This is a genomic window from Galactobacter valiniphilus, from assembly GCF_003575975.1.
GTDB classification, from domain to species: Bacteria; Actinomycetota; Actinomycetes; order Actinomycetales; family Micrococcaceae; genus Galactobacter; species Galactobacter valiniphilus.
This window is the reverse complement of the sequence record NZ_QQXK01000001.1, coordinates 177670-196889: the sequence shown is the minus strand read 5'-3', so window position 1 is coordinate 196889 and position 19220 is coordinate 177670. Positions and strand designations below refer to the sequence as shown.

General features: G+C 71.0%; 16 protein-coding genes. 8 read left to right on the top strand and 8 right to left on the bottom strand.

The features are described 5' to 3' along the window. Nucleotides 1-97: 97 nt before the first annotated feature. Both DWB68_RS00950 and DWB68_RS00945 read right to left on the bottom strand, forming a co-directional pair. Nucleotides 98-787: a LysE family translocator gene (locus tag DWB68_RS00950; protein ID WP_119423252.1), complete on the bottom strand. Its 690-nt coding sequence runs from the start codon at nucleotides 785-787 to the stop codon at nucleotides 98-100. Then, nucleotides 784-1374, bottom strand: a complete 591-nt coding sequence (locus DWB68_RS00945) for a MarR family winged helix-turn-helix transcriptional regulator (protein WP_147391540.1) — start codon at nucleotides 1372-1374, stop codon at nucleotides 784-786. Before DWB68_RS00945 ends, DWB68_RS00950 begins: the two co-directional genes overlap by 4 nt. A gap of 123 nt (nucleotides 1375-1497) precedes the next feature. Between DWB68_RS00945 and DWB68_RS00940 the strand changes: the two genes are divergently transcribed. The 6 genes from DWB68_RS00940 to DWB68_RS00915 all read left to right on the top strand — a co-directional run bounded on the left by DWB68_RS00940 (nucleotide 1498) and on the right by DWB68_RS00915 (nucleotide 8944). After that, nucleotides 1498-3657: an MMPL family transporter gene (locus DWB68_RS00940; protein ID WP_233548535.1), complete on the top strand. Its 2160-nt coding sequence runs from the start codon at nucleotides 1498-1500 to the stop codon at nucleotides 3655-3657. A 309-nt stretch (nucleotides 3658-3966) separates the two neighbouring features. Next, entirely contained in the window at nucleotides 3967-5817 is a 1851-nt protein-coding gene (gene dnaK, locus DWB68_RS00935) for a molecular chaperone DnaK (RefSeq protein WP_119423250.1), read from the top strand. Nucleotides 5818-5825: 8 nt separating this feature from the next. Further along, nucleotides 5826-6434 (top strand): nucleotide exchange factor GrpE, encoded by a 609-nt coding sequence (locus DWB68_RS00930; RefSeq protein WP_119423249.1) that lies wholly within the window; start codon nucleotides 5826-5828, stop codon nucleotides 6432-6434. Nucleotides 6435-6616: 182 nt separating this feature from the next. After that, the gene (locus DWB68_RS00925) at nucleotides 6617-7579 is read left to right on the top strand and encodes a DnaJ C-terminal domain-containing protein (RefSeq protein WP_119423248.1); all 963 of its coding nucleotides are present in this window, start codon (nucleotides 6617-6619) and stop codon (nucleotides 7577-7579) included. Between the two features lie 97 nt (nucleotides 7580-7676). Next, nucleotides 7677-8120 (top strand): heat shock protein transcriptional repressor HspR, encoded by a 444-nt coding sequence (locus tag DWB68_RS00920; RefSeq protein WP_119423247.1) that lies wholly within the window; start codon nucleotides 7677-7679, stop codon nucleotides 8118-8120. Between the two features lie 281 nt (nucleotides 8121-8401). Next, a complete protein-coding gene (locus tag DWB68_RS00915; RefSeq protein WP_147391539.1) occupies nucleotides 8402-8944 on the top strand; it encodes an SRPBCC family protein in 543 nt (180 codons plus the stop codon). Between the two features lie 90 nt (nucleotides 8945-9034). Here DWB68_RS00915 and trmB read toward each other — a convergent pair whose 3' ends face one another. The 3 genes from trmB to DWB68_RS00900 all read right to left on the bottom strand — a co-directional run bounded on the left by trmB (nucleotide 9035) and on the right by DWB68_RS00900 (nucleotide 12968). Then, nucleotides 9035-10003, bottom strand: coding sequence for a tRNA (guanosine(46)-N7)-methyltransferase TrmB (trmB, locus tag DWB68_RS00910; RefSeq protein WP_119423245.1), 969 nt, complete (start codon nucleotides 10001-10003; stop codon nucleotides 9035-9037). Between the two features lie 31 nt (nucleotides 10004-10034). Then, a complete protein-coding gene (locus DWB68_RS00905) occupies nucleotides 10035-11540 on the bottom strand; it encodes an MFS transporter (protein ID WP_119423244.1) in 1506 nt (501 codons plus the stop codon). A 183-nt stretch (nucleotides 11541-11723) separates the two neighbouring features. Beyond that, on the bottom strand, nucleotides 11724-12968 hold the full coding sequence (locus DWB68_RS00900) for an ammonium transporter (protein ID WP_119423243.1): 1245 nt from the start codon (nucleotides 12966-12968) through the stop codon (nucleotides 11724-11726). A 352-nt stretch (nucleotides 12969-13320) separates the two neighbouring features. On the opposite strand from DWB68_RS00900, the gene DWB68_RS00895 reads away from it, so the two are divergent. Further along, nucleotides 13321-14454 (top strand): tyramine oxidase subunit B, encoded by a 1134-nt coding sequence (locus DWB68_RS00895; RefSeq protein ID WP_119423242.1) that lies wholly within the window; start codon nucleotides 13321-13323, stop codon nucleotides 14452-14454. Nucleotides 14455-14688: 234 nt separating this feature from the next. Here the strand turns inward: DWB68_RS00895 and DWB68_RS00890 are convergent, their stop codons facing one another. Next, nucleotides 14689-15888, bottom strand: a complete 1200-nt coding sequence (locus DWB68_RS00890) for an allantoate amidohydrolase (RefSeq protein ID WP_199700336.1) — start codon at nucleotides 15886-15888, stop codon at nucleotides 14689-14691. 104 nt (nucleotides 15889-15992) lie between these two features. Beyond that, nucleotides 15993-17138, bottom strand: coding sequence for an FAD-dependent oxidoreductase (locus tag DWB68_RS00885; RefSeq protein ID WP_119423241.1), 1146 nt, complete (start codon nucleotides 17136-17138; stop codon nucleotides 15993-15995). Nucleotides 17139-17250: 112 nt separating this feature from the next. Here DWB68_RS00885 and DWB68_RS00880 point away from each other — a divergent pair, with 112 nt between their 5' ends. After that, nucleotides 17251-18117: a LysR family transcriptional regulator gene (locus tag DWB68_RS00880; RefSeq protein ID WP_158588162.1), complete on the top strand. Its 867-nt coding sequence runs from the start codon at nucleotides 17251-17253 to the stop codon at nucleotides 18115-18117. Here DWB68_RS00880 and DWB68_RS00875 read toward each other — a convergent pair. Then, nucleotides 18114-19076: a DMT family transporter gene (locus DWB68_RS00875; protein ID WP_119423240.1), complete on the bottom strand. Its 963-nt coding sequence runs from the start codon at nucleotides 19074-19076 to the stop codon at nucleotides 18114-18116. The genes DWB68_RS00880 and DWB68_RS00875 overlap by 4 nt on opposite strands. Nucleotides 19077-19220 lie beyond the last annotated feature (144 nt).

The window sequence follows — 19220 nt, the reverse complement described above, 5'->3', positions numbered from 1 at the left end:
CAATCACCACCGCGGCCACACATCACTCAAGGGCTCCACCCCCGCCAGCCGCGTACCCAACCTGGCGGGGCAATACACCTAGCCCGGTGGCGGGGCGTCAGTGGATCAGCAGCAACAGCGCGGCCACGAGCAGGAAGCAGCAGCCGAAGATCGTGTTGAGGATGCGCTGGCCGCGCGTGGTGTGCATGAGCCGGCCGAGCGGGCGGGCCAGCGCCGCGAAGCCGAACCACATGACGATGACGTCCACGACCACGCAGGTCACGGCGATGATCAGGTACTGCGGGAACTGCGGCAGGTCCGCGCGGATGAACGGCGGGATGAAGGCCAGGAAGAACACGATGGCCTTGGGGTTGAGCAGGTTCACGAGCGTGCCGCGGCGGATCATGGACCACGCGCTTTCGCGGGTGCCCGCGCCGGCGCGCCCGCCCGGCACGTGACCCTTGGCGCCGGAGGTCGGGGCGGCGGCGTCGAACTCCTCATGCGCCGGGGCGTCCGGGACGGTCGGCTTGGCCAGCAGCATGCGCACGCCGAGGTAGACGAGGTACGCGGCGCCGAGCCAGCGGATCACGGTGAGGACCGCCGGGGAGGCGGCCACGAGGGCGCCCACGCCGATGGCCACGATGACGACCTGGATGATGAGGGCGATCTGTTGGCCGAGGATGCCCCAGAAGGAACGCCGCCAGCCCTGGGAGATCGAGTTGGTCATGGTGTTGACCGCGCCCGCGCCGGGCGTCAGCGAGATGACGATCGTGGCGGTCAGCAGGGCGAGGAAGGTGCTCAGGCTCATGCGCTGGGAGGCTCCGGGAGGTGTCCGACGGCGGGTGGTGCGGTGGGGTGCGTGGCGCCGGCTGGTGCCGGCCGGCCCGGGGCGGCGTCCGCCGGGGGAGCGGGGGAGACGGCGCGCGGATCGCGGTGGATGGGCCCGGCCTCCGTGATGGCCTCGGCTGCTTCGTCCAGGAAGCGGGCCACGAGGGCCAGCTCCTCGTCGCTGTAGCGGGAGGTGACCGAGTCGATGGCGCGGCCGAGCGGCATGAAGAGACGGGCGCCCGTGCTGCGGGCCGAGTCGGTGGAGGCGAGGGTGACGCGGCGGCGGTCGCGCTCCGAGCGCTCACGTTCGACGTGACCGTTGCGCTCCATGCGATCCACGAGCGCCGTGGTGGCCGGGGCGGAGAGGTCGAGGCGCTGCGCGAGGGCCGAGATGGTCAGCGGCTCGTTGGCGTCTTGGTGGCGGACCACGGCGGAGAGCGCGTGCAGATCGGTGCGGTGCAGGCCCTCGGCGCGGGCGGCGGCGTCGACGTAGCGATCGGAGGCAACGGTGACGTCTTGGAGGAGGCGCACCACCTCCCACCGCACCGGGTTCATCCCGCCACTCACGCTGCTTCCCTCTCCCGCGCGGCCCGCCGGATGCGGGCACCTGTCGATTCTACCGTTCGACGCCGAAGACTTCGATGATCTATTCTTTCCATCATCGAAGCAATTCGCGGAGGAAGGGTTGACGTGAAGACCGAGGCAACGGGGCGCGCCCCCGAGCAGGGCAAGCAGACCAAGAAGGCGGTGTGGCGAGCGCTCGCCGCGGTGTTCATCGCGCTCGTGTGGCTCGGGGTGATGGGGGTCGGCGGGCCGACCTTCGGCAAGATCGGCGACGTCCAGACTACCGACCAGACGACCTTCCTTCCCTCCTCGGCCGAGGCCACCAAGGCGGTCGAGTGGCAGAGCAAGTTCAACTCCTCCGAGTCGATCCCCGCCGTGGTGATCGTCGAATCCGACGCGGAGCTCAGCCCGGCCTCCGGAGCCACCTTCGCCACGGCACTCAAGGACACCGGTGTGGTGGAGGGCGACGTCGTGGGCCCCATCCCGTCCGAGGACAAGAAGGCCTTCGAGTTCATCGTGCCGATCTCCGCCAACACCGACTCGGATGTGGCGGTGGAGGCCCTGCGCTCGGCCGGTGCCGCGGCCGCCGGCGACGGGACGTTTGCCGGGAACTCCGCCGTCCACGTGACGGGCGCGGCCGGCTTCACCGCCGACCTCAAGGAGGCCTTCGGCGGCATCGACGGCATCCTCCTGCTCGTCGCGGTCATCGCCGTCTTGGTCATCCTGCTCATCGTCTACCGCTCGCTGCTGCTGCCCTTCGCCGTGCTGCTCACGGCCATGGCGGCGCTCTGCGCCGCGATCGTCACCGTCTACTTCATGGCCAAGGCCGAGTTCATCCGCATCGACGGGCAGAGCCAGGGCATCCTCTCCATCCTCGTCATCGGCGCAGCGACCGATTACTGCCTGCTCTTCGTGGCCCGCTACCGCGAGGCGATCGCGGCCGGCGAACCCAAGGCAGCGGCCATCAAGCACGCCTGGAAGCGCTCGGTGGAGCCCATTCTGGCCTCGGCCGGCACCGTGGTGGTGGGCCTGCTCTGCCTCATGTTCTCCGACCTCAACTCCAACAAGGCCCTGGGCCCCATCACCGCGAGCGGCATCGTTTTCTCCGTGCTCGCGGCGCTCACGCTCCTGCCCGCGCTCCTCGCGCTCCTGGGCAAGGCCGCCTTCTGGCCCTTCCAGCCCAAGCCGGCCGCCGCGTCGTCGGGCACTGAGGGCCAGGACATCGGTGCGTGGGCGCGCCAGCACGGCGTGTGGGGCCGGCTGGCCCTGTGGGTGCGCAAGCACCATCGCCCCGTGTGGATCCTGACCGCGCTGGTGCTGGCGGCCGGCTGCCTCGGCGTCACCCAGCTCAAGGCCTCCGGCGTTCCGGACTCCGAGCTCGTGCTCGGCCAGACCGACTCCAAGCTCGGCAACGCGGCCATCGCCCGCCACTTCGACGCGGGCGCCGGCTCGCCGGCCCAGATCTACGCCACCGAGGCGCAGGGGACGCCGGTGCTCGACGCCGCCACGAAGGTTCCGGGGGTCGCCTCGGCTTACGTGGTGGGCGAGGACGGCGGGCCCGTGCGGCCCGGCGTGGAGCCCAAGGTGGTCGAGGGCCGCGTGCAGATCCAGGCAACCTTCTCCGACGCCGCGGACTCCGAGGAGGCGCTCTCCACCGTGGCGTCGCTGCGCGAGGCGGTGCACGCCGTGGACGGCGAGGCATTGGTCGGCGGCGCGTCCGCGACGAGCCTGGACAAGCAGGTCACGGCGCAGGAGGACGTCAAGAAGATCATCCCGATCGTGCTCGGCGCGATCCTGCTGATCCTCATGCTGCTGCTGCGCTCCGTGGTGGCACCCGTGATCCTCATGGTCACCACGGTGCTCTCCTACGGCACGGCGATGGGCGTCTCGGCGCTCGTGTTCAACGGGCTGTTCAACTTCCCGGGCGCCGATCCGGCCGTGCCGCTCTTCGGCTTCACGTTCCTCGTGGCGCTGGGCGTTGACTACAACATCTTCCTCATGACGCGCGTGCGCGAGGAGGTCAAGGCGCACGGTGCGCAGGACGGCATCACGCGCGGCCTGACCGTGACGGGCGGCGTCATCACGTCCGCCGGCGTGGTGCTCGCGGCGACGTTTGCCGCCCTCTCGGTGGTGCCGATCATGTTCATGGTGCAGTTGGGCTTCATCGTGGCCTTCGGCGTGCTGCTGGACACCCTCGTGGTGCGCTCGCTCCTGGTCCCGGCGCTGGGGCACACGCTCGGCCGGTCGATGTGGTGGCCGTCCAAGCTGGCCCGCGGCAAGGCCTGAGGCCCCGCCTGACAAGCTGGTCCGATTTTCTGTTGATCCGGGGCGAATCCGGGCGAAATCAACAGAAAATCGGACCAGTTTGCATTGAGGGGCAGAGCGTGACGAGGCTCACGTGCTTCGAGGAACCCTTCGGGAATGAAACCCCCAGGTGTCTGGTTGATGAAGGCAAGACCAAAGTTGAGTCAAGCCGACTCAGGTTTAGTTGACACGAGGAAGCGGGTCACTAAACTTGAGTGCAGCAGGCTCAAGGCCCCCGCCGGGGGCTCAAAGGTCAGATCTAGACATCGAGCAGGAAAGAAGGAACAGCACATGTCCCGTGCCGTGGGTATTGACCTCGGAACCACCAACTCCGTCGTGTCCGTCCTTGAGGGCGGCGAGCCGACGGTCATCGCGAATGCCGAGGGTTCGCGCACCACGCCGTCCGTCGTGGCCTTCGCCAAGAACGGCGAGGTCCTGGTCGGCGACATCGCCAAGCGCCAGGCCGTCAACAACGTTGACCGCACCATCTTCTCCGTGAAGCGCCACATGGGCACCGACTGGACCGTCGACATCGACGGCAAGAAGTACACCGCGCAGGAGATCTCCGCGCGCACGCTCATGAAGCTCAAGCACGACGCCGAGGACTACCTGGGCGAGAAGGTCACCGACGCGGTCATCACCGTGCCGGCCTACTTCAACGACGCCGAGCGCCAGGCCACCAAGGAGGCCGGCGAGATCGCGGGCCTGAACGTCCTGCGCATCGTCAACGAGCCCACCGCCGCGGCCCTGGCCTACGGCCTGGACAAGGGCAACGAGGACGAGCTCATCCTCGTTTACGACCTGGGTGGCGGCACGTTCGACGTCTCCCTCCTCGAGGTGGGCAAGGACGACGACGGCTTCTCCACCATTCAGGTGCGCGCCACCGCCGGTGACAACCGCCTGGGCGGCGACGACTGGGACCAGCGCATCGTCGATTGGCTGCTGAGCCAGGCCAAGGCCAAGGGAGCCGACCTGTCCAAGGACAAGATCGCCCTGCAGCGCCTGAAGGAAGCCGCCGAGCAGGCCAAGAAGGAGCTCTCCTCCGCGACGAGCACCAACATCTCGCTCCAGTACCTCTCCGTGACCCCCGAGGGCCCGGTGCACCTGGACGAGCACCTGTCCCGCGCCAAGTTCCAGGAGCTCACCTCCGATCTGCTGGAGCGCACGCGTAAGCCGTTCAACGACGTCATCGCCGAGGCCGGCGTGAAGATCTCCGAGATCGCCCACGTGGTGCTCGTCGGTGGCTCCACCCGAATGCCCGCCGTGGCCGAGCTCGTCAAGGAGCTCGCCGGCAAGGAGGCCAACAAGGGCGTCAACCCGGACGAGGTCGTCGCCGTCGGCGCCGCCCTGCAGGCCGGCGTGCTGAAGGGCGAGCGCAAGGACGTTCTGCTCATCGACGTGACCCCCCTGAGCCTCGGCATCGAGACCAAGGGCGGCGTGATGACTAAGCTCATCGAGCGCAACACGGCCATCCCGACCAAGCGTTCCGAGACCTTCACGACCGCCGAGGACAACCAGCCCTCCGTGTCGATCCAGGTCTTCCAGGGCGAGCGCGAGTTCACCCGCGACAACAAGCCGCTTGGCACCTTCGAGCTCACGGGCATCGCCCCGGCCCCCCGTGGCGTGCCGCAGGTCGAGGTCACCTTCGACATCGACGCCAACGGCATCGTGCACGTGTCCGCCAAGGACAAGGGCACCGGTGTGGAGCAGTCCATGACCATCACGGGTGGTTCGTCCCTCTCCAAGGACGACATCGACCGCATGGTCAAGGAGGCCGAGGAGCACGCTGCTGACGACAAGAAGCGTCGCGAGGCCGCCGAGACCCGCAACGCCGCCGAGTCCGCCGCGTACTCCGTGGAGAAGCTCATCAAGGACAACGAGGACAAGCTGCCCGAGGAGGTCAAGACCGAGGTGCAGGCCGACGTCGACGCTCTGAAGGCCGCCCTGGAGCAGCAGGACAACGACGCCGAGGTTAAGGCCGCGTTCGAGAAGCTGCAGGCCTCCCAGTCCAAGCTGGGCGAGGCGCTCTACTCGCAGGCCGCCCCCGCCGACGCCGCCGGTGCCGACACCTCCTCCGCCAACGCGGACGAGGACGTCGTCGACGCCGAGGTGGTCGACGAGGACGACGAGAAGAAGAACTGAGGTTAGTCATGGCGAACGAGGAGTTCACCCCCGAGGAGGAGCCCGTCAGCTTCACCGACAAGCGCAAGATCGATCCCGAGTCGGGTGAGGTGCGCGGTGAGGCCGGCGCGTCCGAGGAGGCCGCGCAGGGGAGCGAGGGCGATGCCCTGTCCCAGGCCGAGGAGATCCTCGACGCCGCCGGCGCGGCCCAGGACGCCGACACCGCGGCAGCGGACGAGTTCAAGGCCGACCTGCTTCGACTGCAGGCCGAGTTCACGAACTACCGCCGGCGCGTGGAGCGGGACAAGGAGGCGGCCCGCGAGACGGGCGTCAACGCCACCGTCGCCTCGCTGATCCCGGTGCTCGACGACGTCGACGCGGCCCGCGCGGCCGGCGACCTCGTCGACGGGCCCTTCGCCTCGATCGCGACCAAGCTGGACGCCGCGCTCGCGGCGCTCGGCGTGGAGCGCATCGATGAGGCGGGCGTCGAGTTCGACCCCACGGTGCACGAGGCGCTGCTGCGTCAGCCGTGGCCGGGCGTCGAGGCCGAGCACGTGGGCCAGGTCCTGCGCACCGGCTTCAAGCGCGGCGACCGAGTGCTGCGCGCCGCGCAGGTGCTCGTCTCCACCGGAGAGTGAGGCACGACGCCGCCCGGGAGCCTTCCCGGGCGGCGTCGCCTCCCTTTCGCCTCGCCTGAGGCGAGCGGCCCGCGGGGCCGCAACGCCCCGCCGTCGGGCATCAACGACGGCCCCTCCGCCCCTTCCGGGGGCGGGGCACACGACTTTTGACAACGACGCACCAGCGAGAAGGGGGTGCTTGGATGGCCAGCCAGGACTGGGTGGACAAAGACTTTTACGCCGTACTCGGCGTGTCCAAGGACGCGAGCGAGGCGGACATCAAGAAGGCGTACCGCAAGCTTGCGCGCCAGAATCACCCGGACACCAACGCTGGTGATGCCGACGCCGAGCGCCGTTTCAAGGACATCACCGAGGCCAACTCGGTGCTCTCCGATCCGGAGGAACGCCAGCAGTACGACGCGATCCGCGCCATGGGCTCGGGGGCCCGCTTCCAGGCCGGCGGCGCCGGCGGTGGCTACGACGACATGTTCGGCGGGATGTTCGGCGGCGGCGGGCAGCGCGTTCGCTACCAGAACGGCGACGGCCCTGACCTGAGCGATCTCTTCGGGGGCATGTTCGGCGGCGGTGGCGGCGGCTTCGGCGGCTTCCAGCAGCAGCCCCAGCGCGGCGCGGACCGCCAGGCGGAGACGACCATCTCCTTCAAGGGCTCCATCGAGGGGACCACCATTGGGCTGCGCGAGCCGAACGGCGAGACGATCGACGTGCGCATCCCGGCCGGCGTCAAGGACGGTCAGACCGTCCGTGCCCGCGGCAAGGGACGTCCCGGCGCCGCCGGGCCCGGCGACCTCTTGGTGAAGGTGCACGTCAAGGACCACCCGTTCTTCGCCCGCGAGGGCGACGACGTCCGCGTGCACATCCCGGTGAGCTTCGCCGAGGCGGCGCTGGGCGGACAGGTGTCCGTACCGACGCTCACGGGCGACGCCGTGAAGGTCAAGGTGCCGGCGGGCAGCCCGTCCGGCAAGGTGCTGCGGCTCAAGGGCCGCGGCATCAAGACCGCGAAGCGGCAGGGCGACCTGTACGTGGTGCTGGACGTGGTGGTCCCGAACCGCCTGTCCAAGGAGGCCAAGGCCGCCGTCGAGGCGTTCGCCGAGGCCACCGCCGGCGAGGATCCGCGCGCGGATCTGGCCGAGCGCGCCAAGCTGTAAACCGTTCGCCGCGGCGCCGCCCCTGCCTGGGGTGGGCGCCGCGGCGGTGCACTGATCCGAGGGGCCCGGCCCCTCAACAACGAAGGAGGCGAAGGGCATGGTGGACAAGGACACCCCGGTGTTCGTCATCTCCGTGGCTGCACAGCTGGCGCACATGCACCCGCAGACGCTGCGCCAGTACGACCGCTTGGGCCTCGTGGTGCCCCAGCGGCAGGGCGGCGAGCACCGCCGCTACAGCTCCCGCGATGTGGAACGCCTGCGCCGCGTGGCGCAGCTGTCCTCCGAGGGCCTCTCGCTCGAGGGCGTCCGCCGCATGATCGACCTTGAGCGCCAGGCCCAGCAGCTGCAGCAGCGCGTGGCCGAGCTCGAGGGGCAGCTTGACCACTGGCGGATCCGCTTCGAGTCCGTCACGGCCCCCCGCGTTTTTGCTGCAGGCTCCAGCGGTGAGGTGTCCATCAAGGCCAGCGGACGCGAGGCCCGCGCGCGGCAGGCGGTGCAGTTCGCACCGCTCTCGCTGACCACGCTGCGCCGCCCGTCCTGACTGTTCGCCTTTTGTTCATCAGGGGGACTTATGCTCAGCATTCGACCCAGTGGCGAACCTTACAAAAATACGCCTCGCAGAACTTGAATGACGTCGGCCCCATGTGGTTGACTCATCACGTGGTCGCAAGCCCCCCTCGCGGCCACCGCAGCGCCTATCGGAGCGACGTTCCCCCAAGTTGCCGCTCCGGCCCCCCCTTGGCGCACAAGGGCGGACATGTTGAGTCTTTTGATTCCGTGTCCGCCCTTGTTTTTGCCCTCAGACGTGCTGACATGGGTTCCATGAGCACGCTGATCCCCGCCTTCCTCACCCCGCTGGGCCGCGCCTGGTTGCTCGGCTTCGAGCTGCGATCCACGCTCGCGCCGGAGGCGGTCTTCGCCGCGGCTGCCACCCCGGAGGCGCTCAGCACCTGGTTTCCTTGCCACGTCTCCGGCTCCTTCACCGCGGGTGGGGAGCTGAGCTTCCGCTTCGAGGGGGCCAGCCGCGAGGAGGACCTCGTGCTCCCGGGCACGCTCGTGTCGCTCGACGCCATTGACGGCGGGGCGGTGCCGGATCGATGGGCCATTGACTGGGCCGGAGACCTTCTGACCCTGGCCGTCAGCGACGCACCCGGCGGCGGGAGCCTCGCCCGCGTCAGCGCGCGGATCGACCAGCTGGGACGCGCGGCACGCGACGCCGCGGGCTGGCACGTGTGTGTGGCCGCTCTGGCGCGGGAGCTCGGGGACCCCGCCGCGCCGGGTGACGCCGAGTGGGAGCCGCTCTTTGCCTCCTATGCGCAGGCCTTCGGGCCGGACGCGGCGACCGAGTTGCCGCCGGGTCGCTGAGCGGCCCGTCAGCCGGGCGCACCCCGAACGCGGGAAGGCCCCGCCCCGGAACGATCCAGGGCGGGGCCTTCCCGCGTTGGCGGCTGCGCGTCAGACCCGGCGCGCGGTCAGGTCGAAGATGTTGCGCCCGGCCTTGAGGGCCTTGGCCTCGAAGCTCGTCAGCGTGCGACCCGCGAAGCGCGGCGCCCAGCCGCCCTCCTCGTCCACGAAGTCCGGCTCGGCCTCGCGGTTCTCGATCTCCTGGCGGCGGATGTCGGTGAGCGGGGAATCCAGACCCGAGCGCTCGCCGTCGTGCACGTTCACGAACTCGCCGGAATCGGCGATGATCCGGCGCATCTGCTCCGCGTAGTTCGACCAGTCGGTGGCCAAGCGCCACGTGCCCCCGGGGCGGATGACCGTGGCGGCGCGCTCGGCGAAGGCGTCCGTGATGAGGCGGCGCTTGTGGTGGCGCTTCTTGTGCCACGGGTCGGAGAAGAAGATCCAGAGCTCGTCCACTTGGCCGGGCTTCAGGGCGATGTCCAAGACCTCGGGCGCGTTGGCCTGCATGACGCGGACGTTCTTGAGGCCGCGGTCGCGCACCTCCTCCATGAGCTTGGCGAGCCCGGGGGTGTAGACCTCCACCGCCAGGAAGTTGCGCTCGGGATGCTCGGTGGCGGCGTGGGCCGTGGCCTCGCCGAGGCCGGACCCGATCTCCACGGTGAGCGGGCGCTCCGGGTGCTCAAACGCGCCCGGGATGTCGATCACGGCGTCGGGCAGGATCGACGTGGAGGCATGATGACGCGGCACGTCGATGAGGAGCTCGTCCTTCATTTCCTCCCACGCACGCTCCTGGCCGGCGGTCATGCGCTCGCCGCGGCGCACAAAGCTCACCGGCTCGGCGCGGTAGAAGCTCGGGTCCTCGGCGGCCTTGCCCGGGGTGGGCTGGCGACGGGGCGTGCGGGAGGAGGGCTCGACGGCGGTCGGCTGGGCCGCGGCGTCGGCGGCACCCTGGGTGCCGGAGGCGTCCGCGACGGCGGGCGCGCCGGCCTCGGCCGAGGGATCGGCGGGGGAGGAGGTCATAACCCCCAAGGATAGTCAGCCGCGGACCCGTTCACCGGCCCGGGGTGGCGCCGGTCTCTCCCGAGGGATTCGACGAGGTCTCGGCCGAGGTGCCGCCGAGCGCGCCTGTTGCGCCTGCTACAGCGGCCGCGCCCTCCGGCGCCGCCTCGGGCTCGGCCTCGGCGTAGGCGGCGCTGAGCTGGCGGTAGGAGCGGCTCGCGAAGGCCAGGAGCACTACCACGAGCAGCACGAGCGAGGCCGCGAGGAACACGAGCGCGATGCCGCGCGCCTCCCCGCGCCCCAGGAGCCAGGCGTAGGACTCGGCGGTCCCCGGTTCACGCAGGGCGGGCAGGACCACGAACTCGGCGATGGGCCCGATGATGAACGCGGACACGGGAGCGGCGGCGGATTCGATGCTCGCGGCGAGGCCGAAGACGCGGCCCTGGGTGGACAGCGGCACGACGCGCTGGATGATGGTCTGCTCCGCCGCCTCCGCGGCCGGGATGAGCGCCATGTAGACGAAGATGCCGGCGGCGTAGAGCCACCAGAACTCGCGCAGGGTGAAGGTGGCGCCGAGCAGGGCCAGGGCGATGTTGACGAGCAGGAGCGTGCGCAGGGGTTTGGGGCCGAGGCCGAGCTTGGCCACGAGCCCGCCGCCCACGATGAAACCGATGCTCGTGACGCCGAGCACGATGCCCCACGTCTTCACGTCGAAGAGCGTGAGCCCGTAGGGGTCCATGAGGGCCATGAAGACGCCGCCCACGAGGTTGTTGAACGTCGCAAAGAGGAGCAGGGCGAGCAGCCCGGGCACGGAGCGCACGGCCGCCCACGCACCGCGGAAGTCGACACCGCGCGGAACGTCTGGCTGCGCGCCCTCGGCGTGCTGCGGCTCGGGGATGCGGACTGCCAGCAGGAGGTGGTCCGTGGCCACTGCGGTCATGATGAGCGCCACGAGCAGCGTGCCGGACATCCCGATGAAGCCGATGGAGAGGCCCGAGAGGACGCTCGTGACCATGAAGGAGATGCCCTGCACCGTGCCGACGAGGCCGTTGGCCTTATCGCGGCGCTCCACGGGGACGAGGATGGTCACGGTCGTGGAGAGCGCGATGTTGCGCAGGTTCTCCACGACACCACCCAGCAGGATGATCCCGGCGAACAGCCAGAACCACGGGCCGCGCCAGTTCAGGAGCGCGGCGGTGGGCAGGAGCAGGAACAGCACGCCGGCCACCGCGTAGGTGGCCAGGGTGATGAGCGAGGACGCGATCATCACGGGCCGCTTGCGGTAGCGGTCAACGAGGGTGCCGAACCAGGTGCCGAGCAGCGCCACGAGCAGCATGTACGCGCCGCCGATGATGGCCGTGGCCATGACGGACTTCGTCTCCAGGTACACCCAGAACGTCAGCGCAAACCACAGGTACGAGGTGGTCACGTTGGCGATGAGCGTGTTGACGAGCACGCGCAGGAAGAGGCGATCCCCGTTGGCCGGCGCGGGCGGGGCGGGCGGCGCGGCGGGCGCACCCGCGTTGGCGGGGTCGGTCGGCGGCACTGCGGCGGTCATGGCACTCCCCAGGGCATGGACCGTGCCCCTCGCGCGGCCAGGGTTCCATGATGCGCGCCGGGGCCGACACATGAAAGCACGACGGCGGGTGCCAGCCTCCCAGCCCGCGCCCTGCAGGGCGCGGGGTGGCTGGGAGGCGAGCACCCGCCGTCGGGCAGGTGGTGAGCCGTGCGGCCCGGGGACTCAGCGGTCGTAGGCGGACTCGGCGTGGAGGGACTGATCCAGCCCGCGCTCCTCCACCTGCTCCTCGACGCGCAGGCCCATGGTGCGCTTCATGAACCAGGCCAGCGCGGCGGTCACGAGGAAGGAATAGCCGCACGTCGCGACGATGGCCACGAGCTCGCGCCAGATGATGGACGGATCGCCGCCGAAGAAGATGCCGGTGACGCCGGCCGGGGCGCTCGCCGCGCCAACAAAGATGACGCAGATCGTGCCGGCGATGCCGCCCACGCCGTGCACCGCGAAGGCGTCCAGCGACTCGTCGATGCCCCACTTGCTCTTCCACGTGACGGCCCAGGAGACCAGGGCGCCGGCTACGAGGCCCACGAGCAGCGCGCCGAGCGGCGAGACGGCGTCGGCGCAGGGCGTGATGCCGACCAAGCCGCCGATGAGGCCCGTGATGAGGCCGAAGGTCGTCATGCGGCCGGTGCGCTTCTTCTCCACCAGGAGGTAGCCGAGCGTGCCCGTGCACGCGGCCAGGATGGTCGTGAGGATCGCGTACTGCGACGTGAAGGTCGCGCCGCCGCCGGAGCCGCCGTTGAAGCCGAACCAGCCGAGGAAGAGCATGGAACCGCCCAGCACCACGAGGGGGAGGTTGTGCGGGCGCTCGCTCGTGTCCTTGCGCTTGCCGAGGACCAGGGCGAGGGCCAGGGCCGCCATGCCGGCGTTCATGTGCACGGCGGTGCCGCCGGCGAAGTCGTGCAGGCCCACCACATTGCGCAACCAGCCGCCCACGGTGCCGGTCTCCTCGTCGTCGAAGGCGAAGACCCAGTGCGCCACGGGCGCGTAGACGAGCACGAGCCACAGCCCGGAGAAGACGAGCCACGCGCCGAACTTCATGCGGCCCAGGGCGCCCGAGCTCACGATCGCCACGGTGATCGCGGCGAACATGAGGTAGAAGGCGAAGGTCCAGGCGTCCTCGGGGCCGCCGGACTCCGTGTTGGTCATGGCCGATTCCATGCCGAGGAACTGCAGCGGATTGCCGATGAGCCCGAGGCCCAGGACGGAATCGCCGAGGACCAGGCCGTGGACAAAGGCCACGTAGAGGACGGCCGTCACGGCGAGCGAGCCGATGACCATCATGATCATGTTCAGGGGGTTCTTCCGGCCCGCGATGCCCGCGTAGTACAGGGCGATGCCGCAGAGCATGAAGGTGACAAAGGCGAGGGCGGTGAGCCCCCACGCAAGGTCGGCGGATGGGGTGGTCATGCTGGCCTCCTCAGGGGGGTGGGGCGCCGGGCGGTGCGGTGCCCGGCACGTTCAATGGTGCTGAGGCGGTGTTTCGTTTGCGTGTTGCCCCGGTGACAAGTGCATTCCGTTGGCGAATGGATGCGGGGGCGTGGGTGGGTGTTCACACGAGTCTGAACCCCGTGATGCGGCGGATTCCTAGCACCCGATGAGGCGATCGTTAGTCCAGGGCTATCAATCGGCGTCATACATTTCGGCGGTGTGAAACGTCGGTTACGGTCCCTTGCCCGCGGGCACTCCGGCCCGCGGCGCCGTGGAGAGTGGGGTGAACAACGGATCCGCGAGCCGGCGGGTCCGAGGCGAAAGGAACCCCATGGACACCGATCTTGACTTCCTCTTCCTCTCCGAGCCGGAGATGATCGAGGCCGGCGTGACCGACATCGTGCGGTGCATCGACGTCATGGAGGAGACGCTCGTGCTCCTGAGCCAGGGCGACTACATGATGGCCGGTGAGAACCACGACTCGCACGGCGCCATGGTCACCTTCCCGGAGATCCCCGTGCACGCCGGGATGCCCGCCGACGGCCCGGACCGCCGCTTCATGGCGATGCCCGCCTACCTCGGCGGCCGCTTCGGCACCACGGGCGTGAAGTGGTACGGCTCCAACGCCGAGAACAAGAAGAAGGGGCTGCCGCGCTCCATCCACCTCTTCACCCTCAACGACACCGACACGGGCGCCCCGCTCGCCGTCATGAGCGGCAACCTGCTCTCCGCGTACCGCACCGGCGCCGTCCCCAACGTGGGCGTCAAGCACCTGGCCCGCGAGGACGTCACGACCTTGGCGATCATCGGCCCCGGCGTCATGGCCCGCACCACGGCCGAGGGCGTGCTGGCCCTGCGTCCCGGCATCACCACGGTCAAGGTCAAGGGCCGCGGCGCCGCCTCCGCCCAGCGCTTCGCCGAGGAGCTCGCCGCCAAGCACCCGCAGCTGAGCTCCGTGGTGGTCGTGGACACCGTCGAGGACGCCGTGCGCGACGCCGGCGTGGTCATCTCCGCGCCCACCACGGCCGCCGAGGGCTCCTCCGGCTTCCCGCTCATCAAGGAGGAGTGGATCGCCCCCGGCGCGTTGCTGCTCCTGCCGGCCGCCGCCGCCTTCGAGGACGACTTCCTGGTGGGCCGGGCGCGCAAGGTCGTCGACTACCTGGGCCTCTACGACACCTGGGCCGAGGAGTACGGCACCGAGGCCTACGAGCAGATCGGCATCGTTGGCTCGCACTTCATCGACCTCGTCAACGAGGGCCGCATGGAGCGCTCGTCCATCCACCAGATCGGCGACATCGTCTCCGGCAAGGCCCCCGGCCGCACTTCCGACGACGAGATCATCCTCTACTCCGTGGGCGGCATGCCGGTCGAGGACGTCGCGTGGGGCACGGAGCTCTACGCCGCCGCCAAGGAGAAGGGCATCGGCACGAGCCTGAACATCTGGGCCGCCCCCGCCCTCGCCTGAGTTACCTCACCCCAGAGCAGGGGGTCGGAGCCGCGAGTCTCCGGCCCCCTTTGGCGTGCCCGGCGGCGCGGGGCCGGGGAGCGCCCGACGGCGGGTGGCTGGGGGAGCGCCCGGCGGCGCGGGGCGGGTGGGTGGTCAGCTCCCGCCCCGGGGTGGCCCGGCTGGGCCGGAACGCACAAGGGTGTGCCCGCAGACCAGCTCGGCGGGCACACCCGGTTCGTGGGGGAGCGGCGGTTAGGGGACCAGCAGCAGCTCCTGCAGGGCGTCGGCCAGTGCCACGGCGCCGGCCTCGGCGTCCTCGTCCGCCGCGTACTCCTCGGGGGAGTGGCTGATCCCCGTGGGGTTGCGGACGAACAGCATGGCCGTGGGGATCTCCGCGGCGAGCACGCCGGCGTCGTGCCCGGCGCCCGTCGCGAGCACCGGCACCCCGCCGAGGGCCCCGACCAGGCGCGAGGTGAGCGCGTGGCCGAAGTGCACGGTGGGGCTCACGGACTCGGTACTGAGCTCAGCCTCGCAGCTCTCGGCCTCGGCCGCCGCGCGGGCCGCGGCGTGAATCGAACCGAGCAGCTCGGCCGTGACCTCGTCGTCGGGGTGGCGCGCGTCGATCCACAGGTCCACGGCGGAGGCGATGACGTTGGTGCCGCCCGGCAGGGGCTGCAGGCGCCCCACCGTCGCGCGGGCCTCAGGGACCGCGAGCGCCGCATCGCGCACGGCAAGCACGGCGCCGGCGGCCGCGACGAGCGGATCGCGGCGGTCGGCCATGAGCGTGGTGCCCGCGTGGTTGCCCTGGCCCGTGAAGCGCAGCTTCCAGCGCCCGTGGCCCAGGATCGAGCTGCCCAGGCCCACGGCCGCGTCGCGGTCGATGAGCCCGCGCCCCTGTTCCACGTGCAGCTCCACGAAGCAGGCCACGCGATCGAGCGCGGCCTGGTCGCGGCCCAGGTGGCGCGCGTCCAGCCCGGACTCGGCCAGCGCCTCGGCCAGCGTCAAACCGGACGCATCGCGCAGCCCGGCCGCCTCGGCGGGGTCCAGCCGGCCCGTCAGGAGTCGCGAGCCCAGGCAGGCCACGCCGAAGCGCGAGCCCTCCTCCTCGGGGAACACCACGAGCGCCAAGGGCCGCGAGGGCGAGAGGCCCCGCAGCCGCAGGTGGTCCACGGCGGCCAGGGCCGAGGCCACGCCTAGCGGTCCGTCGTACTGCCCGCCGCCCGGTACGGAGTCCAGGTGCGAGCCCGTGGCTACGGCGTTCGAGCGCGAGCCGCCGGGCACGTCCCACCAGGCCCACAGCACGCCGTTGCGGTCTCGTTCAATGTCCAGCCCGCGGGCCCGCGCCTCCTGGGCGAACCACTCGTGCAGGGTGGCCTCCTCGCGGCCGAAGCCCGGGCGCGTGTAGCCCCCGCGGCGCGGATCCGCCCCGACGCCTTCGAGTGCCGCGAGCAGGCCCACGACCGACGCGGGAGCGCCAGCGCCGAACCCGGCCCCGCGGCCCGGCCCGGCCGGCCCGCCCGCTGGGCCGGCCGCCGTCGTGCCCTGGAAACCCACGCTCACTTGGCGCTCGCAGAGCCGGCGGAAACCACGCGGAAGGGTGCCGGTGCCTCGGCGGCGCCCGTCGCGACGTCCGCTCCGAACGTGCCCAGGAGCGGCGCGAACTTGGCGCCGTGCCCGGAGCAGGCGGAGAAGAGCGTGATGCGACCCTCGCGCTCCAGGAGGAAGTCCTCGGTGGGGGTCATGGTGAACAGGCACGTGGTCTCGGCGTAGGGCTCGGGGACGAGGCCCGGGTAGAGCGCGGCGACCTGCGCGACGACGCGCTCGCGCACCTCGGCGGGGATGACCCCGTCCTGGTCCTGGGCCGAGGGGAGCGCGCGGCCCGCGTGATACTCGGCGAGCTTGAGGCCGCGGAAGCCGGCGTCGCGGCCGCCGGGGAGGGCGTAGGAGTTCCAGCCCTCGATCTTGTGGATGACGGTGGGCCAGCTCCCGGCCGGGAAGTCCTCGCCGAAGGGGAAGTGGAAGGCGTTCTCCTGCGTCACCTCGAACTCCGGCAGCGCGGAGCGGAAGGCCTCGGAGAGCGGCAGGCGCGGCAGGAGCCACGGGAGGAAGCCGCCGGCGGCGACGGTCGCGTGCCCGGCCAGGAGCTCGCGGCCGTCGGTGGCGGTGATGAGCAGTCCGTCCTCCTGCTCGACGACGGAGCTCACCTCCCAGCCCGTGTAGACCCGGGCGCCGGCGGCCTGGGCGGCCGCCACCATGGTTTCGACGGTGGTCTGGGCGTCGAGGACGCCGGCCGTGGGCTGCCAGAGCACCTCGGTCTCGAAGGCGAACTGCGGGAAGCGGGCGGCGGCCTCCTCGGCGGACAGCAGCTCGTGTTCAACGCCCACCTGCGTCAGGACGTCGGCGAGCAGGGCGGGGTTGCGGTCCTCACCGTGGTCCAGGGCGCCGCAGCGCGTGATGAGCTCCACGCCGCCGAGCTGGGAGAGACGGGCCCAGTGCGGCTCGGAGTCCACCACGAGCTGCGCGTAGAGGGGGTCCGGGTAGGCGTAACGGAAGATGCGGGCCGAGCCGTGCGAGCTGCCGAACTCGGAGGCGGGGACGTCTCGTTCGAGGAGGACGACGTCGTGGCCGCGCTCGGCGAGGTGCCAGGCGGTCGAGGCGCCGATGAGGCCCGCTCCGATGACGACGTGCGAGACGGTTTCCATTGAATGCTCCTTGGGGGCTAAGCGGTGCCGATGCTTCGAGTCTGCTTTCCTCATCCATTGGTGTCCACTATCATTTTTCTTAACATTATTAATGTGTGACGAAAGGATGGCCGTGGAGCTGCGCCAGCTGAAGTACTTCCTCGCCGTGGCCGAGGAGCTGAACTTTGCCCGCGCGGCGGAGCGCCTGCACATGACGCAGCCCCCGCTCACGGTGGCTATCCGCAAACTCGAGGAGGAGTTGGGGGTCCGGCTCTTCGAACGCACCACGCGCCGCGTGCAGCTCACCGATGCGGGGGAGCGCTTCCGCGAGCGTTCGGAGGGGATCATGGCGGACGTGCAGGCGGCCAAGCAGGACGCGGCGGACGCCTCCGACGGCCGGGTGGGGCGCCTGCGCGTGGGCTTCGTGTCCTCCGCGAGCTACGCCCTGCTGCCCCACGGCATGCGCCAGTTCCGCGCTGACAACCCGCGCGTGGAGCTGGAGCTGGTCCCCGCGGCGAGCGGCGAGCAGGTCGAGGCGCTCCTCGAGGGACGGATCGACGTGGGCATCCTGCGCGATCCCGAGCGGGTCCCGGGACTGGAGCTCACGCCGCTCGTTCAGGAACGCATGGTGGCCGTGCTGCCGGCAGATCACCCCCTGGCCGGGGCCGCCGAGGTCCGCGCCGCCGAACTCGCCCTGCACCCGCTGATCCTCTTCTCTTACCCGCTCATGCCAGGCTACGTGGCGCGCGTGCTCGAGGCCTTCGAGGGTGGGCCCCGGCTCAACGTGGTGCAGCAGGCGGTGCATCAGGAGACGGTGCTGGGCCTCGTCGCCGCGGGCGTGGGGGCGTCGGTGCTGCCCGCTTCCGTCGCGGACGCGCTGCTGCCCGGCGTGGTGGCGCGCCCATTGGCGGGCTCGCCGCTCACGCGGCTCGTCGCGGCGCGGGGGAGCAAGTCCTCGGCGCTCGCCGCGCGCTTTGTCGAGGCGCTCGCGGGTTCCTAGTGCTGACGACCTCGTGCCCAACGGCGCGTGGCCGGGGGTGGGCGCGGGGCGTTGCCTGGGTGGCCGGGGCTTGCCCCGGTCCGCCGGGGGTGGGGCGTCCGCCCTTGGCTCACGAGGATGCCGGCGATGACCACGAGCGCGCCGAGCGGCTGGTGCCATCCGAGGGGCTCGCGCAGGACGAGCACCCCCAGGGCGACGCCCACCAGCGGGGCCGCATAGGTCACGGTGGACGCCGCCGTGGCGCCCCAGGAGGCCACGATGGCGGCGTTCCATGCGTACGCGAGCCCCGTGCCCAGGACGCCTAGCGCCAGGGCCGAGAGGATGACGTTCGCCGTGAGGCTCACGGGGCCCCGCGCCAGCACGGGGCTCAAGACCAGGACCAGCGTGGCAGCGAGGCTCACCTGCACGGCGGCGGTGGGCAGGGGGCGCAGGCCGAGCGGGCTCACGAAGCGCCGCAGGTACACCATCCCGATCCAGTAGCTGGCGGTCCCTGCCAGCCACGCGAGCGCGGCGCCGGGGTGCGTGCCGCCGCCGCCCTGCCACGGGGCCAGGACCAGCGCCACGCCGGCGAAGCCGATGCGCAGCCCGCCCAGCATCGCGGCGTTCGGGCGCTCGGCGCGCAGCGCCACGAGCGTGACCAGGGTGGTCATGAGCGGGGTGGTCGCGTTGAGGATGCTCGCCACGCTCGAGGGGAGCCACTGCTGGGCCCACGCGAAGAGCAGGAAGGGGAGCACGCAGAGGAAGAGGCCCACGACCAGCAGGTGGTCCCACGCCAGGAGCTGCCGCAGGAGTCGCTGCCGCGTGAGCGCGCACAGGAGCAGCAGGGCAAGGGCCCCGAGGACCAAGCGGGCCAGCACCACCTGCGCCGGGCTCAGCCCACCGAGGGAGAGGTACACCAAGAAGAAGCTCGAGCCCCACGCGAGGGCAAGCAGCAGGTACTGGGGAAGGATGCGGCGCATGCCTGAACGCTCCCTGGGAGGGCGGCCGCGCGGGCCGCGGCCGGTTCACCCTCCAGCCTGACCCCGGTAGTCGCCGGGCGCTGGCGGGAATCGGCCACAGGCTTTGCGCTCAGTCGCCCCGGTGCCCCGGTGTCCCGGTGCCCC